General features: G+C 39.5%; 14 protein-coding genes. 10 read left to right on the top strand and 4 right to left on the bottom strand.

All coding sequences use genetic code 11. The features are described from left to right. Positions 1-48 precede the first annotated feature (48 nt). Positions 49-1,575, bottom strand: a complete 1,527-nt coding sequence (locus CDC37_RS22890; protein WP_096626568.1) for an FAD-dependent oxidoreductase — start codon at positions 1,573-1,575, stop codon at positions 49-51. A gap of 229 nt (positions 1,576-1,804) precedes the next feature. Then, positions 1,805-2,200 carry a hypothetical protein gene (locus tag CDC37_RS22885; RefSeq protein WP_096625440.1) on the bottom strand — a complete coding sequence of 132 codons (396 nt, stop codon included), beginning with the start codon at positions 2,198-2,200 and terminating at the stop codon, positions 1,805-1,807. 588 nt (positions 2,201-2,788) lie between these two features. Here CDC37_RS22885 and CDC37_RS22880 point away from each other — a divergent pair. From CDC37_RS22880 to vapC, 6 genes are all read left to right on the top strand, one after another. Beyond that, complete coding sequence (locus CDC37_RS22880; RefSeq protein ID WP_096625438.1) at positions 2,789-3,061, top strand: hypothetical protein; 273 nt, start codon at positions 2,789-2,791, stop codon at positions 3,059-3,061. Positions 3,062-3,498: 437 nt separating this feature from the next. Further along, complete coding sequence (locus tag CDC37_RS22875; protein ID WP_096625436.1) at positions 3,499-4,533, top strand: cyanophycinase; 1,035 nt, start codon at positions 3,499-3,501, stop codon at positions 4,531-4,533. Positions 4,534-4,730: 197 nt separating this feature from the next. After that, positions 4,731-4,907, top strand: coding sequence for a hypothetical protein (locus CDC37_RS24610; protein ID WP_157780825.1), 177 nt, complete (start codon positions 4,731-4,733; stop codon positions 4,905-4,907). An 8-nt stretch (positions 4,908-4,915) separates the two neighbouring features. Then, positions 4,916-5,020: a hypothetical protein gene (locus CDC37_RS25875; RefSeq protein WP_442861054.1), complete on the top strand. Its 105-nt coding sequence runs from the start codon at positions 4,916-4,918 to the stop codon at positions 5,018-5,020. A gap of 214 nt (positions 5,021-5,234) precedes the next feature. Then, the gene (locus tag CDC37_RS22870; RefSeq protein WP_096626566.1) at positions 5,235-5,462 is read left to right on the top strand and encodes an antitoxin; all 228 of its coding nucleotides are present in this window, start codon (positions 5,235-5,237) and stop codon (positions 5,460-5,462) included. After that, positions 5,462-5,863, top strand: a complete 402-nt coding sequence (gene vapC / locus CDC37_RS22865) for a type II toxin-antitoxin system tRNA(fMet)-specific endonuclease VapC (RefSeq protein WP_096625434.1) — start codon at positions 5,462-5,464, stop codon at positions 5,861-5,863. The genes CDC37_RS22870 and vapC overlap by 1 nt, the downstream gene beginning before the upstream one ends. Positions 5,864-5,962: 99 nt before the next feature. On the opposite strand, the gene CDC37_RS22860 is transcribed toward vapC, so the two are convergent. Further along, positions 5,963-7,174: an NAD(P)/FAD-dependent oxidoreductase gene (locus CDC37_RS22860; RefSeq protein WP_096625432.1), complete on the bottom strand. Its 1,212-nt coding sequence runs from the start codon at positions 7,172-7,174 to the stop codon at positions 5,963-5,965. Positions 7,175-7,558: 384 nt separating this feature from the next. Here CDC37_RS22860 and CDC37_RS22855 point away from each other — a divergent pair, with 384 nt between their 5' ends. The 4 genes from CDC37_RS22855 to CDC37_RS25620 all read left to right on the top strand — a co-directional run bounded on the left by CDC37_RS22855 (position 7,559) and on the right by CDC37_RS25620 (position 13,646). After that, on the top strand, positions 7,559-9,403 hold the full coding sequence (locus CDC37_RS22855; RefSeq protein ID WP_096625430.1) for a bifunctional serine/threonine-protein kinase/formylglycine-generating enzyme family protein: 1,845 nt from the start codon (positions 7,559-7,561) through the stop codon (positions 9,401-9,403). Between the two features lie 295 nt (positions 9,404-9,698). Next, positions 9,699-11,498 carry a hybrid histidine kinase/response regulator HrmK gene (gene hrmK / locus CDC37_RS22850; protein ID WP_096625428.1) on the top strand — a complete coding sequence of 600 codons (1,800 nt, stop codon included), beginning with the start codon at positions 9,699-9,701 and terminating at the stop codon, positions 11,496-11,498. 373 nt (positions 11,499-11,871) lie between these two features. Beyond that, positions 11,872-13,482 (top strand): serine/threonine protein kinase, encoded by a 1,611-nt coding sequence (locus tag CDC37_RS22845; protein WP_096626564.1) that lies wholly within the window; start codon positions 11,872-11,874, stop codon positions 13,480-13,482. Between the two features lie 38 nt (positions 13,483-13,520). Beyond that, positions 13,521-13,646 (top strand): hypothetical protein, encoded by a 126-nt coding sequence (locus CDC37_RS25620; protein WP_255408876.1) that lies wholly within the window; start codon positions 13,521-13,523, stop codon positions 13,644-13,646. Between the two features lie 126 nt (positions 13,647-13,772). Here CDC37_RS25620 and CDC37_RS22840 read toward each other — a convergent pair whose 3' ends face one another. After that, positions 13,773-14,510 carry a hypothetical protein gene (locus tag CDC37_RS22840; RefSeq protein ID WP_096625426.1) on the bottom strand — a complete coding sequence of 246 codons (738 nt, stop codon included), beginning with the start codon at positions 14,508-14,510 and terminating at the stop codon, positions 13,773-13,775. Positions 14,511-14,833 lie beyond the last annotated feature (323 nt).

Raw genomic sequence — 14,833 nt, 5'->3', positions numbered from 1 at the left:
TTCAATGCAAAATGTAAATAATTCAGGGATTTTCATGCATATGGAGTACTAGGTTGAGACTTGATCCAAATCATTAACAGCAGGACCATGTAGGACTTTACCCTCGCAATTAAAACGCGCTCCATGACAGGGACAATCCCAGCTTTTTTCGGCATTATTCCATGCAACAACACAACCTAAATGGGAACAGATAGCAGAAACAGCATGAACAGTACCATTTTCATCCCGATAAGCTGCGACCTTTTGACCATCAACTTGGACAACCTGACCCTGGTTATTAGGGACATCCTTGAGGGAGTCACCAAAACCTTTAATGCGATCGCCAATCCAATGGGTTCCCACATCTAAATTTTGTTTTAGTCCTTCTGGAGTGATAAAGGGTGTTGCTCTGGTTGCATCGTACAATTGAGACCAAGGATGATCAATTTCTAATACCAAGTCCTTAAGTAGCATTGCAGCCATTGTTCCCTTGGTCATTCCCCAGAGACTAAAACCAGTTGCAACGAAGACATGTTGGCTGAGGGGAGTTAATCGACCGATATAGGGTAATTTATCAAAAGAGACATAATCTTGGCTAGACCAACGATACTCAAAAGAGTCGATTCCGAATCGCGAACGACCGTAATTTTCCAAATCTTGGTAGATTTCCTCAGTATTCGTCACCGTACCCACCTTATGTCCACCACCACCGATTAGTAGCAGTAAACCGTTTAAGTAGGGTGTAGTCCGAATTGAATAATATTTTTCACCACTACCAATAAACATACCCTGGGGAGCGATTTCGGGATTGATAGCTGCACCAATAATATAGGAGCGCTTCGGATAGGTTTTGGCAAAATATAGACCTGCATCCAAAATCGGGATATTGGTAGTAATGAGGACTTTTTGAGCTTGAATGGTGAAATTATCCGTAATTACCCGACAAGGATTTTCCTCTTCCACATTGACAACACGAGTCCGCTCGAATACGTGACTTCCCTCACCGGGAATACTCTTGACTAAATGCTGCAAATACTTACGGGGATGGAATTGAGCTTGGTTGTCTAACTTAATTGCACCTGCGATCACAAAGGGTAGAGAGGTTTTTCTGACAAATGATACGGGTAAGCCTAATTTTAAAGCTGCTTCCACCTCTTTTTTGATTAATTCCAGATTTTCATCATTTTCTGCAAAGGTATATGCACTCTCACGGCTAAAATCACAATCAATATTTTCCGCGGAGACTGTTTGAGCAATGTACTCTAAAGCTGCTTGATTGGATTCTGCATAAATTCGCGCTTTTTCTTCACCAAATTGTTGAATCAGTTCTGCATAGATTAATTGATGAAGTGAAGTTACTTTTGCAGTCGTGTGACCGCTAACTCCCCCAGCAATTTGATTTGCATCAATTAAAGCCACCGTTTTCCCCGCTTTCTTCAACATAGTTGCAGCTGTAACCCCCACGATTCCAGCACCGACTATGGCTACATCAACTAAAACATGATGGGAAACAGAGGGATAAAAGGTATCCGGTGTAGAGTCAATCCAATAGGAAATTGGTTTAGCAATTTGAGTGTTGATAGGAATTATATTCATCGGTTTGATTTGTCCACTATCATTCAATTATTAAATAATGAGAATCAGAATGCACTTTTCAATAGATGTATAATGGTAAAATCTTGAGAAATAGTTGGAAATTGATACTTTCAAACCTAAGAATTATAAATGTTAAAAAAATGGTGTTTATAGTAACAGAATCACCCTAATATCATGACAACAATTTGTAAAGACGTAGCACCGCTACGTCTCTACAGATATATGGGAATTAAATCACACCTGTACCTTTACCGCGATTATCTGATTCCATTGTTAAATCGCCTTCATTATCTTGATTAATCTCAGCTAATTCCTGACTTCGCTGTGCTTGATCTGCGCTAATATTTTCCCTCGCATCCCCAGGGGTTTCATAGTACATTTCCGGTTCAATAGCATAGGCATTAGTTAAACCCTCATTATCTATTGTATAACCACCAGTTTCAGCCAATTCATCCACCCCATCGGCAACTTTTTCGCGTCGCAGATGTTTAAATTCCTCACCTTCTCTTTCTCGACGCGCTGCGGTTTCTGCGGGAACTATACCCCGGTCATAGGTGTCTCTTTCCACCCGTTCTGAGGAATCAATTCCTGCTGGGGAAGTAGTATTTTGATTTTGTTCAGCCATAACTTTTAATTATCCTCAAAAAAATTAATTATTGACAAGCAATATTTTGTCAAACTACCTTCAAACCACTAGAAGCATCAGGATACTATCTAAAATCCCCATTCTCTGGATTTCTCACAAATAAGTGGTAAGTGTTAAGTTACGGGTTGATTATCCTACTACTCATTACTTCCAACTCCCTGCAAGTTTTTGAAACTTGTGGAAAATCCGAAATAAGGGATTTTATCATCACAATTTTTATCTGGAATTGGTTTGATAGTTAGTTAATCTGATAGTTAGGTTAGGTCTTTTTGCTATCTACATCACACTATCTAACGAATTAATTATCTCTTTCCATCGGTATAGATTTACATCTTTCCAGAAGAAGACTGTCTACTGACTCAAGGTTAGAAAGCAAAATATCCGCATTTAGTTGTTGAATAAAAATATAGATTGAAAATTTTACGTTACGTAGAGACGTAGTATTGCTACGTCTCTACAACGATTTTGGTTTTAATACAAAATGTAAATAATTATAAATCATACCTAAATTCAGCAATAACCGCATTTAAAATCAACTTGATATATTAGCAAACACACAAAATCACCTTGCGTTCACCAGACGAGCATTTTCGCGATATTGAGTTAATCATCCAGAAACATGCTGCTGCATTGGAAGCAGAAATTCGAGCGCAACAACGGGATGATGGAACAGCACAATGGCCCCGTGCATGGAAACGGGTTTATAATTGGCGCTTTACTAATTTATTTATTCAACAGAAAATTTTCCGAAATTGGGCTGCGGATGCACAAGCATGGAAGTTATTACCAGAAAGAGAGTATCCTGATAACTTTAATCAAAGTATGATAGATGATGAGTAGTTATTTAATTCGTAATTCATAATAGCCTGCGGCAACGCTTCCCGTACGTAATTTGTAATACCCGCTACGCGGGAAGCTAGCTATGTAATTTGTAATTCGTAATTAGGAAATACTACAGGAATCGGATTTAAGTCGTGAAAAATAGTGTGCTGTTGACTGATGACTGGTGACTTTTAACCGTCAACTGTCAACCGTTAACAACCCTATATGTAAGATTTCACAAATCCCGCTCGGACTGCTGTATATATCCGGATTTCTCTCCAACTCCTAAAGCTTTCAGGGAGTAGCCTAGATTAACTGCTGACATCAAAACCGTATGTGAAGCTATCCTAAGTTGTGTAAAAATTATCAACTATATTTATCGACTAGCAAATCATTGACACTCCTGTTTTCTGATGACTGTACGATAGAGAATAAGATTTAAAATTGGTGAATTTATGGCCAGAAAATTTGCAGACTTCCGAGATGATAATGATAGCAATAAATTTGAATATTTTCTGGAGTATGGCAAAGTCAACAGTCACGCTCGACAACTGGCAATTTTATTAATTGGTGGTGCAGAAGGTGGAAAAACAGGAGAAGATGCCGCAACAAAGTGGTTTTTAAAAAAAGCTAATCACGGTGATTATTTAGTTTTACGCTGTGGTGGAGTTGGTAGACAAGCAGAATGGATTGCAGATAACTATAGTGATTTAATTAGTTCGGCGGCGGAACTTTCTATTGATAGTCGAGAAGCCGCAAATAACCCCAAAGTTGTTCAGTATATTCGAGATGCGGAAGCTTTGTATTTGGCTGGTGGAGACCAAAAAAAATATGAATATTACTGGGAAGGAACAGCAACAGAAGATGCAATTAATTATTTAATTAATTATAAAAAAGTTCCCGTGGCTGGAACCAGCGCGGGAATGGCAATTTTAGGAGATTATTATTATGTTCCTTCTTATCAAGGTTTGCTGAGTTCCGAAATCTTAGATGACCCTTTCCATGAAAATACCCATGACATTTATCGCAGTAATTTTATCAATGTCCCCTTTTTAAAACGTGTCATCACTGATACCCATTTAGATAGACGGAACGATAACCATCCAGAAACCAGATATGGAAGAATTTTTGGTTTGATGGCTCGAATATTAGTAGAAGAAAACCATCCAGTTTATGGTATCGGTTTAGAAGAAGGGGCTTTTGTGGCAATTGATGAAAATGGTATTGCTCGGGTTTTTGGCAATGGTTCGGAACGGGGACAAGATGCCTATTTTTTGCAAACAAATGGCGCACTACCCGAACAAATTAAACCGCGATCGCCATTAATTTGGGATAATCGTGGTCAAGCGGTCAAAGTGTACCGTATTGCGGGTACACCGGAGGGTAGTGGTTCCTTCGACCTGAATAATTGGTTAAATGCATCCGGGGGAACTTGGGAATATTGGTTTACAACGGGTGGATATGATGGATTTCGACAAGAACGGATGTGATGCTCCACCGAATTTCTGCCAAGATTCAAGAAAAGTTAATGTTTGAGGTATCCCACAAATCAGTAGGTGGGTGGTGAAAATTGTCGTTAATGACGAAATCAAAGCCTTAAAAAATCGATATTCGTCGGGAAATCGCTGCATTTTATATTATATTTTCCGAAATCGCCAAGCGATCGCGTAAACCAAAAGAAACCTTAATGAGTCAACAAATCGACTCCCTACGCAAAGTTATCCTCCAGATCCAAGAACAAATCGAACGACAACCAACCCTAGAAGGAATACAGACGGAAATAGTAGAGACGCGATATATCGCGTCTCCCCAAGAATATATCGCGTCTCCCCAGAAGAAAACCAATGTCGAGCGATCGCATTAGCACAACAAATGTGGGGTTGGTTTGAAACCCTGGGTTATAAATTTGAAAAACATGAAATTTGGGCAGAAAATTATTTTGAATTTATCATCAACATTCCCTGCTGGTTCATTTGAAGGTGAAATTAAGTTATTGGATACTGGAATTACATTCACCCATCAAAATAGGCGAGTTTCTCAAAACTTCGTTCGGCGATCGCCGAACAACTCCGGGGGAGTATCACAGGTGTCAAAGGCTTAACCGACGTGGAAATTTCCACCCTCAAAGTATTGGGTGCAGTGGATAATAGAGAATACAGATACTATACCCAAAAAAACGGGAGGTTTAAAGATGAATACCGCTCAACTGATCACAAACGGTGACAAGCAAACCGTAATTCTACCTAAAGGATTTCAGTTTCAAGGGTCTGAAGTTTACATTAAAAAAGTCGGTAATGCTGTTGTTCTAATTTCCAAAGATAATCCTTGGCAAACATTATTTGATAGCTTAAATCTTTTTTCTGATGATTTTATGCCAACTAGAGAACAACCCAATTTAGACAGAAGAGAAACATTATAATGCAATTCCTGCTCGATACTAATACATGCATCTACATCATCAAAAATAAGCCCCCTGAAGTATTAGCAAAATTTCAAACCCTTGATATTTCTGATGTGGGGATTTCATCAATTACTGTTGCAGAACTGGAATATGGCGTTTATAAAAGTCAGCGTCAAGAGCAAAACCGTGCAGCACTTTCTCAATTTTTAATTCCTCTAGAAATCCTACCTTTTGATACACAATCAACACAAACCTATGGAAGACTTCGAGCAGAATTAGAACGTCAAGGAATAGCAATTGGTTCAATGGATATGCTCATAGCATCTCAAGCAATTGCTCTTGGATTAATATTGGTGACAAATAATCTCAGAGAACTATCAAGAATTCCAGAATTAGTATTGGAAAATTGGGTCAATTAATTATAAATACATGAATATCACAGGTGTCAAAGGTTTAAGGGATGCTGTTGACGCAGTGCGACGCTAGCTGGTATTGTCGCAGAAAACGTCGCTACAGGTCTACAGATAAAATTGCGATCGCACAAGTCTTTGCGGTAAAAGTTGAGTGATAATTTCATCTTCACTCCCTTTAACCCAGTGACTAAATCTCTCTGCAAGGGGGGGGATATATACAAGCGGGTTACTAAAACCGGAAAATACGTAAATTCCCTCTTGACCAGGGATATTTCCCACTACGGGGAGATTATCCCGACTAAATGCAACTAGACAGCGCTGACAGGTTGCGGGTAATTTGGCTAATGCAGGGAGAATTTCGCCGATGTGTTGACGTAGACGCTGTTCACTCTCAGTAAGATTGATATCTGCGTTGACATCGGTGAGAGTCCGACTGATTTGACCTATGCGAATAGTGCGATCGCAAAATTGAACTGCACCGGGGTCGAGAATCGCTGGAAAGGGTTCGTTTCCAGGTTCTAGCCAAGGTGTATCCATCAGGGTTGATTGCCGTTCCAGGTTAAATCTTTGCAGGTTTGCGGGCATAATTAGGGTGTGGAGTTGGATGTCAACTGGTGGTGTTTGCAGGATTTCGGCATGGGTAAAGTAGATTTTCAGGGGTATGTGGGATTGTTGTAATATGTACCTAGTAAATCCCCCGGCAGCGATCGCAATATTGGTGGTACTGTAGTTTTGAGTGGGTGTGGTGACTTGGTGAGGAGCAATTTTGGTAACTTGGTCTGTTTGTAGTTTTCCCCCTGCGTGCATAAATGCTTTGATTAAGGCTATAGTGGTTTTTTGGGGGTGGATATGGCCATGTTTAACCGTGAGAGCGCCTGATATACTGTGGGGATTCAGTAATGGTTCTAATTCACAGGCTTGTGGGATACTTAGTAATTGGGGTGGGGTCAAAAAATGAGTGTAATTTTTAGCAATTAATTCGGGGTTAGTTTGGCAGGGAATTGTTAGGAGTAAATCTAATTCTCGATATTCTATTTCTAAGTGAAATTGCTCCTTGAACAAAGAAGAAATATTTTGGTAATAGATGCGACTTTCTTGACAAAGTTGATTAGTTACTTGATTCGTGCCCGCCCAAAAGGCTAACCCACCGTAACTTAACTCGGTTGCTGTGTAATTGATTTGATTAATGCTACTAGTACCAGGTTCTACGTAGTTATTTTTATCTATTAATAATACCGAAAAACCCGCTTTGATTAATTCATAACTTAGGGTAGCTCCAGCAATTCCAGCCCCAATCACAATCCAATCGTACATCATGTGCAAAATATTATCAGTGAATATATTTAATTATAGGGAATGGGGAGTGGGAAATAGGAAGTAGGGAGTAGAAACAACCCGACAATTTCGTAGAGACGACCCGACGGGTCGTCTACCAGATATTTGATTGATGGGTTGACAAAGATGGAGAAAATAATATGATTGATGGATTATCGCTATAATATAAATAGTGAGAATTCAATATATTGAGTCGAAATCATGCTGAATAGAAACGTGAAGAAAACTAAAAAATCTTCATTATTTCTGAATAATTTCCTATCCTCGACAACAATATATAAAATCCTAGTTTAATTACAAACAAATCTATTCCCAAAATTATGTTCTTGGGGCTAAGTTTGGACAAGATACGATATCCACCTCGTTATGCGAATCTGCCAAAATCCCAACTGTTCAAATCCCTTTAATGCCGATGATAATCGATTTTGTGTAACCTGCGGGCAAAGCAATTTTGGTGATTTGCTGCGCACTCGTTTTCGTGTTTTACGATTGTTAGGTGAAGGTGGCTTTAGTCGAACCTATGCAGCGCAAGACGCGGATCGACTGGATGCACCCTGTGTGATTAAGCAATTTTTACCCCAGGTACAGGGAACCGCAGCACGAACAAAAGCAGCGCAATTATTTAAAGAAGAAGCCCTTCGCTTGTACGAACTGGGGGAAAATCACTTACAAATACCCCGTTTGTTGGCATATTTTGAACAGGGGGGTAGTTTATATTTAGTCCAGGAATTTATTGAAGGTGAGACCCTATTTGAGGAACTGCAAAGGCAGATTTTTAGTGAAGCACAGGTACGGGATGTCCTCTTAGATATTTTACCAGCCATCAGTTTTATCCATTCCCGCAATGTGATCCACCGTGATATTAAACCGGAAAACATCATTCGTCGTCATAGCGATCGCAAACTCGTTTTAATCGATTTTGGTGGTGCGAAACAAATTACCCAAACTAGTATTGCTCGACAAGCTACAGTAATTTATACCATCGGTTATGCACCAGCAGAACAAATGGCTGGTTTTGCCTGTCATGCTAGTGATATCTACTCCTTGGGGGTAACTTGTGCGCGGTTATTAACCCAATGTTTACCCTACCACGATGCCTTTGGTAATATCCAAGACCCCCTATATGATGCCATGAATGCGCGATGGAGATGGCGTGATTTGCTGCAAGAAAAATCCATCACCATTAGTTCCGAGTTTGCAGCGATTCTAGAAAAAATGCTCAAACATGTGGCCAAGGAGCGGTATCAATCCGCAGACGAAATTCTCCGAGATTTACAAGCTTACCAACCTAGTCTAGTTGTCACCCCCGACTCAGAAATCCCACCAGAACCAGAACTAATTATTACCCCCGACCCAGAAATCCATATCTATCCCGGTTTAAAAACCTTTGAATTTGATGTTGTCACCGTTGACGCTCAGGGATTTGCCATTCGTCGCGATCGCCGTCAAGCAAAATCCTACACCGAAGATTTGGGACACAGTGCCTTTTTAGAAATGGTTCTCATCCCCAGTGGTAGTTTTTTCATGGGTTCCCCAGAAACGGAAGGAGATGCCGATGAGCGACCCCAGCACTTAGTCACAATTGATAGCTTTTTTATGGGTAAATATCCGGTGACACAAGCCCAGTGGAAAGCAGTAGCAGCCCTTCCCCCCGTCAACCAATCCCTCAATCCCAATCCCTCCAAATTCAAAGGTCCCAACCGTCCCGTCGAAAACGTCTCTTGGCACGAAGCCCAGGAATTTTGTGCCCGACTATGGCAAAAAACCGGTCATGAATACCGTCTCCCCAGCGAAGCCGAATGGGAATACGCTTGCCGAGCCGGAACAACCACACCATTCCACTTTGGTGATGCCCTCACCCCCGATTATGCCAACTGCGGTGGTAGCGAAACATACCTAGCCGACAACCGTCCCCGCAGCCGCAAAGAAACCACCCCCGTCGGTAGTTTTCAAGTAGCCAACGCCTTTGGATTGTATGACATGCATGGATTAGTGTGGGAATGGTGTGCAGACCCCTGGCACAATAATTATATCGGAGCGCCCAACGACGGTCGAGTTTGGGAATGGGACGGCGATCGCAATCGTCGGGTTTTACGAGGTGGTTCCTGGAGCTTTAGTCCTGTCCTGTGTCGCAGCGCTAGTCGCAGTTGGAACGAATCCGACGGTGGATTAAGGATTTGTGGCTTTCGAGTCGTCGCACCCTTTGATTAGGTTACTAACCCTACTCCTCTACAGACGACCTGACGGGTCGTCTGTACTCCCTATTCTCATTTAGCTCGTTCACAAAAGATATTTACCAATTACACTGTCATATTTAGGATTTGTTTGCTAAATTATTTAGATTGTTATTTTAGACAATTGCAAATGTGCGGTAAATCACACTGAATATCCCTAGTTTAGTTTATAAACGGAAGATGGGTCTGTTTGCTAATATACTTAGGGTTGCAGATGCTGATGTCCTGATTACATTCTTGCGAGTTTAATTTATGCGACTCTCAGGTTGAAAATGCAGCAATTTTCGAGCGTTCCGGAGAAAAAACCACAGTTTGAAAGGGAGCCTGTGCTGGCGATACAATATCAGCAAGTGCAGGCTCAATGCTGGTTGGAACGCAGTTTGAACCAGTTGCAAACCCGTTTATTTGCTGAAATGGCGGCTGTATCTGATTGCACTTGCGAACGGGATATTTGGCAAATATTAGTCGATGAGTTATCCCAAGCATTGCCAACAGCTTGGTTTGCAGTGGCTGAAAGTCGGGTTGATGGAGAGGGAGACAATAATTCTTGTCAAATTGTAGCGGTTTGTCAAGTCCCTGGTTCGGATGGTGGGATTCCCAAGTTATTAATGAAATCCACAGGGACAAAATTGTGTTTACAAGCGGAGATAGTCATCAAAATTCAGGATTTGCTGGATTTACCAACCTGTGAACCAGTTCAGGTTGTACCGATTCGGGTAGGTAATCAGGAAAACTCAACTTGGTTGTTGATCTTTAACCCCTCAAACTTGCAGGAAGCAGATGGGTTGCAAGTAGCCAAGTTAGCATTAATAGAGCAATTGTTAACACGGGGAATAGAAGCGTGTGTAGTCGCGATCGCTCAGTTGCAAAAAATGCGATCGCTACAAAAGTACAATCAGGACTTGATGCGCACAAATAAACTCAAGAATCAGTTTTTAGCCAATACTAGTCATGAAATTCGTACCCCCCTCAGTTCAATTATTGGTTTTACCCAATTAATGATTGCTCAAGGGTTTGAACCAGACCGGGAACGTCATCAGGAATATTTGAAGATAATTGAATCCAGTGGCAAACATTTACTCGCTTTGATTAACGATATTCTCGATCTTTCCAAAATTGAAGCTAATCAGATGGAGATGCAATGGGAACGGGTGGAATTAAGCCAATTGTGTCGGAATGTGTTTGCTCTCATTAAGGAAAAAGCCGCCAATAAGGGGTTAAAATTATCCCTGGCGATCGCCAACGATGTGACAACGATGATCGCCGATTCATTACGTCTGAAGCAGATGTTACTGAATTTGTTGTTTAATGCTCTGAAATTCACCACCACCGGAACTGTTGGTCTAGACGTATTTATTCAGGATAATCATATCCATTTTGCCGTCTGGGATACGGGGACAGGTATACACCAACAAAACCTAACAGAACTATTCCAACCCTACTCCCAAATAGCAAATCCAGTGGTTGGTCGGGAAGAGGGAACCGGATTAGGATTGGCTTTAACCCGTAAACTAGTAGAATTGCATCACGGTTCAATTCTGGTGGAATCCCAAATTCAACAAGGTTCCAGATTTACAATTGTTTTACCCTTGCAACCCCCCCACCTATCCGATGAGGATATCCCGGTCGTCAGTGAAGCCGAAACTAAATCTACACCCATTCCTACCACCCCATCGCCAAACATCAAATTATCCCCCAACCAAGGGGATATACTTCTTGTTGAAGATGATAGCAACAACGCCCAATTAATCAAAATTTACTTGGAAAAATTAGGCTACCACGTTACTTGGGTAAATAATGCTACTCAGATGTGGAAAGCACTCCAGCAGCAAACACCCGAGTTGATTTTGATGGATATCTACTTACCCGATGGTAACGGTTTAGATTTAATCACACAAATCCGCGATCGCGAATCCTGTCGCTACACCCCCATTATCGCTCAAACAGCCATGGCCATGAAAAGCGATCGCGACACATGTTTAAATGCAGGTTTTGATGAGTATATCTCCAAACCCCTAGATTTAGAACAGTTAGCTAATTTGGTTTCTAAATACAGTGAACCAGCAATGTAGGGACGTAGCGTTGCTCTACATCTGCACAACACCAATTTCTTTCTGATAATTCAGGGATATCAGGCGATGGGTCTCACCCCTCAGTGCATCCACGGATGGAAAATATTTATGTATTTGAAGGGATTTGAGCTTTCCGTACAATTTCTCATAGAGATGAATTGACGAATATGCTAAACCATGTTTAGTCAAGCAAACACAATTATTTTCAGGATTTTTGAACGTAATACCAATTTGTTTTTAGAGACGCGATACATCGTGTCTCAGGTATCGTTTATTGGTTAAAAATTAATTTTCGAGATTTGAGATTTTTATATTAATTATTTTTTATTGAATTATTTATTTTATGGTGTCAACCCCTGTTTTAAATCTACCAATGACAAATTCAAACATCGATCGTCATATCGGGAAAGTCATTAATAATCGATATCTAATTCGAGAAATAATTGGTCAAGGTGGAATGGGTAAAGTCTATCTCGCTGAGGATTTATCCCGTGGCGGAATGACGGTTGCACTCAAAGTGTTATCTTTAAATTTACCAAATCAACAAATATCTCAAAGATTTGCAAGGGAAATTTTTATTGGTGCCCAATTAGGAAGAAAAAATAAACATATAGCCCGTGTTTTAAGTTACGGCATCACTCAAGAGAAGGTTCCTTTTTATGTGATGGAGTACCTAGAAGGAACAAATCTGAAGCAAATTATCAAGCAGAATCCTTTAAGTCTCTCGGAATTTATCAATATCACCACACAAATTTGTTTAGGATTACAATCAGCCCACCAAGGAATTACCCTAAAAGGTGAAATTTATCCAGTTTTACATCGTGATATTAAACCAGAAAATATTTTTATTACAGCAGATAATAAAAATAGAAAAGTCGTGAAGATTCTTGATTTTGGAATTGCCAAATTTCTCACAGAACGTGCAGGAATGACACTAACAGAATCATTTATTGGTAGCCTACCCTATTGTTCTCCCGAACATATGGAAGGTCGCAAATTAGTTGATGTACGTTCCGATATTTACAGTTTGGGTATATTAATGTATGAAATGTTGACGGGAAAACATCCTTTCGCATTAAAAACAAATTCCTTTGGCAACTGGTATCAAGCCCATAAATTTCAAGCTCCACCTAATTTTGAAGAAATCAGTCCCCACCTCACCATCCCAGAAGAATTGCAAAGCTTGGTAATGCAATGTTTAGCCAAAGAAGTCAAACATCGACCAGAAAACGTCAACATAATTTTAGCCGAACTAGAACAAATTCAAAAGCAAATAAATTGCGAATTTGTAGCTACTATTCAATCATCAATACAAAACAAATCTACAACAGATAATTCAGTTCAATTAGTTCCAATTACATCATTATCCGAACGAATTTGTCTTCAAAAAACCTGGCCCAAAAATAAACCCGTCGCCTTAATTTGTTTCCCCCATTTAATCCAAACCCAACAAGGAGCCATACCCACCCTCTGGGCAATGTTACCAGAACAAGAAATTCACCAACTCAGTAAAAATATTAGCTGTACCCAATTCCTCTTCCAACAACATCTCTATCCCGTCATGCTGTGGAGTTCCGTTCTCTGCGACATGAATATGGAATTAACCAGATGGCTATCCTATTTTTTGGACTTGAAAGACCCAAAAGGACAAAAAATTATTCAAGCACTAGCAACAACCGGCTTTTATCATTTACTATTATTCCCCTTAGAAAAAGCCAGTGTTTGTACACAAGTAATCACCTTGAGTTTAACAGCACTACAGCGTCAACAGTTATTTGATTGGCTAGCAAATAACGAAGAATCAAATCCAAATATTTCCATGCAGGAGACAAAAAATTTATTACGTTCCCAGCATGAAAAGCAAAAACCAGAGATTATGAATAAGCTGGTGGAGATGAACCGTCAAAATCAAGGTGAGTGGCGTAAAGTTATGGGAAATGCACTGAATAAAGTAGTTAAAATATTATCACGTCCTATTTTTTAATTAGTTTCCCATGAAATATTTATACAGCCAAATATAAAATGGCTGTTAATGAAGATATTGAAGAGCAGCAAGCAACAGGTAAGTATTTGATTCATGCGCTGGATGAGGATCGCCTATCTGAGCGTAAGCTGTTTCCGGTTGAATTGAAGGGTGTAACTTGGTGAGTCAAACTATAGTATTAGATAAGCAAATTGCGGTGTGGATTTTCCGACCGCAATATTGCCATTAATATAACGCACTGTAATCAAGGATGTAGTGCGTTAATTCGATAATTGGAAAAGTAAACAGATTTATGAACAAGCAGTTAGTAAATCAGACTGCTTTGAATTAGTCTGATCTGGATCTTGTGCTTGTGCATAAGCAAGTAGTTCATATGTCCATTCAGAAAAAACTTGGAATATTTTGTCTACAGCTTCCAAAGCTTGCTCTCTTTGCGTCGGAGTTAATTCCACACTTTCGAGAAAATTTTCCGCTCCTGACGTACCCATTGTATGTCCTGTTTCAACTTTTAAATGGTCATCACCAAAATAGATGTACTGCTTATGATTAAGAGAGTTTAGTTCAGAAATGACTTTTGTTGAGTTGAAGAAAAATACATTTCCCATCGCTTCAAGAGCTTCGATAATTGCTAATTTTACTATTGGTTCACTTCGTAAACTATAACCAGCAATCTGGTAAACGATTTGACGTGTTAACTTTGTTTTGTCACTCCAGAAAAATAGGAGCGAATCATTAAAGCTCCAATTAATATCTAAGTTTAAATTTTCTATATCCCTGATGTACCAAGGCCAATGATTATCATCTTCATTCGTATGATCATTAATAATCTTTTGCACAGGACTGTTATTATTTAAATCTCTCAATACATACTTATTTAAGTCCCCAAAGCCCATAATGAAGAAGGCCATGCAAGGTGCAAAACTAATTCTGGCTTCAGGGCTTATGCTTTTATCTTGCATAAACTTAAATAGAGGTAGTTGAGAAAAAATATTTTTCTTATGTTCAATTATCTGAAATATCTCTTGCATATTCACTATCTTTCTATTATCAAGTTTAAAAATATAAATCCATCTAAATCACAGTAGAAAAAGTCAACTGATATTAGTAGATTTATTTTAAGTAGTTAATGCAACCTGATAATAATACTCATACATCAAGTCAAAAAAAATCCAAATTGTACCGATACAAAAATATTATGCAAATAATATACATTTGCTTTAACGTTTTTGTAGCACAATTTATAATTCTTTTGTAATGAACTATATCTAAATGAAAAGTTACAAGCAGATAGTTGATTAAAGCATCGATGAGAATAAAATCGTTACTTATTGAATCAACTGATTTTTTTCTT

The organism is Calothrix sp. NIES-3974, assembly GCF_002368395.1.
Lineage (GTDB): Bacteria > Cyanobacteriota > Cyanobacteriia > Cyanobacteriales > Nostocaceae > NIES-3974.
The sequence above is the reverse complement of the archived record's forward strand: the minus strand, read 5'-3'. Positions and strand labels throughout refer to the sequence as shown.

What these genes read in the sequence shown, in the direction of transcription:
- CDC37_RS22855 (WP_096625430.1), top strand. Translation starts at nt 7,559, where the DNA reads ATGCGAATCTGCCAAAATCCCAACTGTTCAAATCCCTTTAATGCCGAT.
- CDC37_RS22840 (WP_096625426.1), bottom strand. Translation starts at nt 14,510, where the DNA reads ATGCAAGAGATATTTCAGATAATTGAACATAAGAAAAATATTTTTTCT.
- CDC37_RS22870 (WP_096626566.1), top strand. Translation starts at nt 5,235, where the DNA reads ATGAATACCGCTCAACTGATCACAAACGGTGACAAGCAAACCGTAATT.
- vapC (WP_096625434.1), top strand. Translation starts at nt 5,462, where the DNA reads ATGCAATTCCTGCTCGATACTAATACATGCATCTACATCATCAAAAAT.
- CDC37_RS22890 (WP_096626568.1), bottom strand. Translation starts at nt 1,575, where the DNA reads ATGAATATAATTCCTATCAACACTCAAATTGCTAAACCAATTTCCTAT.
- CDC37_RS24610 (WP_157780825.1), top strand. Translation starts at nt 4,731, where the DNA reads ATGAGTCAACAAATCGACTCCCTACGCAAAGTTATCCTCCAGATCCAA.
- hrmK (WP_096625428.1), top strand. Translation starts at nt 9,699, where the DNA reads ATGCAGCAATTTTCGAGCGTTCCGGAGAAAAAACCACAGTTTGAAAGG.
- CDC37_RS25875 (WP_442861054.1), top strand. Translation starts at nt 4,916, where the DNA reads ATGTGGGGTTGGTTTGAAACCCTGGGTTATAAATTTGAAAAACATGAA.
- CDC37_RS25620 (WP_255408876.1), top strand. Translation starts at nt 13,521, where the DNA reads ATGGCTGTTAATGAAGATATTGAAGAGCAGCAAGCAACAGGTAAGTAT.
- CDC37_RS22860 (WP_096625432.1), bottom strand. Translation starts at nt 7,174, where the DNA reads ATGATGTACGATTGGATTGTGATTGGGGCTGGAATTGCTGGAGCTACC.
- CDC37_RS22845 (WP_096626564.1), top strand. Translation starts at nt 11,872, where the DNA reads ATGACAAATTCAAACATCGATCGTCATATCGGGAAAGTCATTAATAAT.
- CDC37_RS22875 (WP_096625436.1), top strand. Translation starts at nt 3,499, where the DNA reads ATGGCCAGAAAATTTGCAGACTTCCGAGATGATAATGATAGCAATAAA.
- CDC37_RS22885 (WP_096625440.1), bottom strand. Translation starts at nt 2,200, where the DNA reads ATGGCTGAACAAAATCAAAATACTACTTCCCCAGCAGGAATTGATTCC.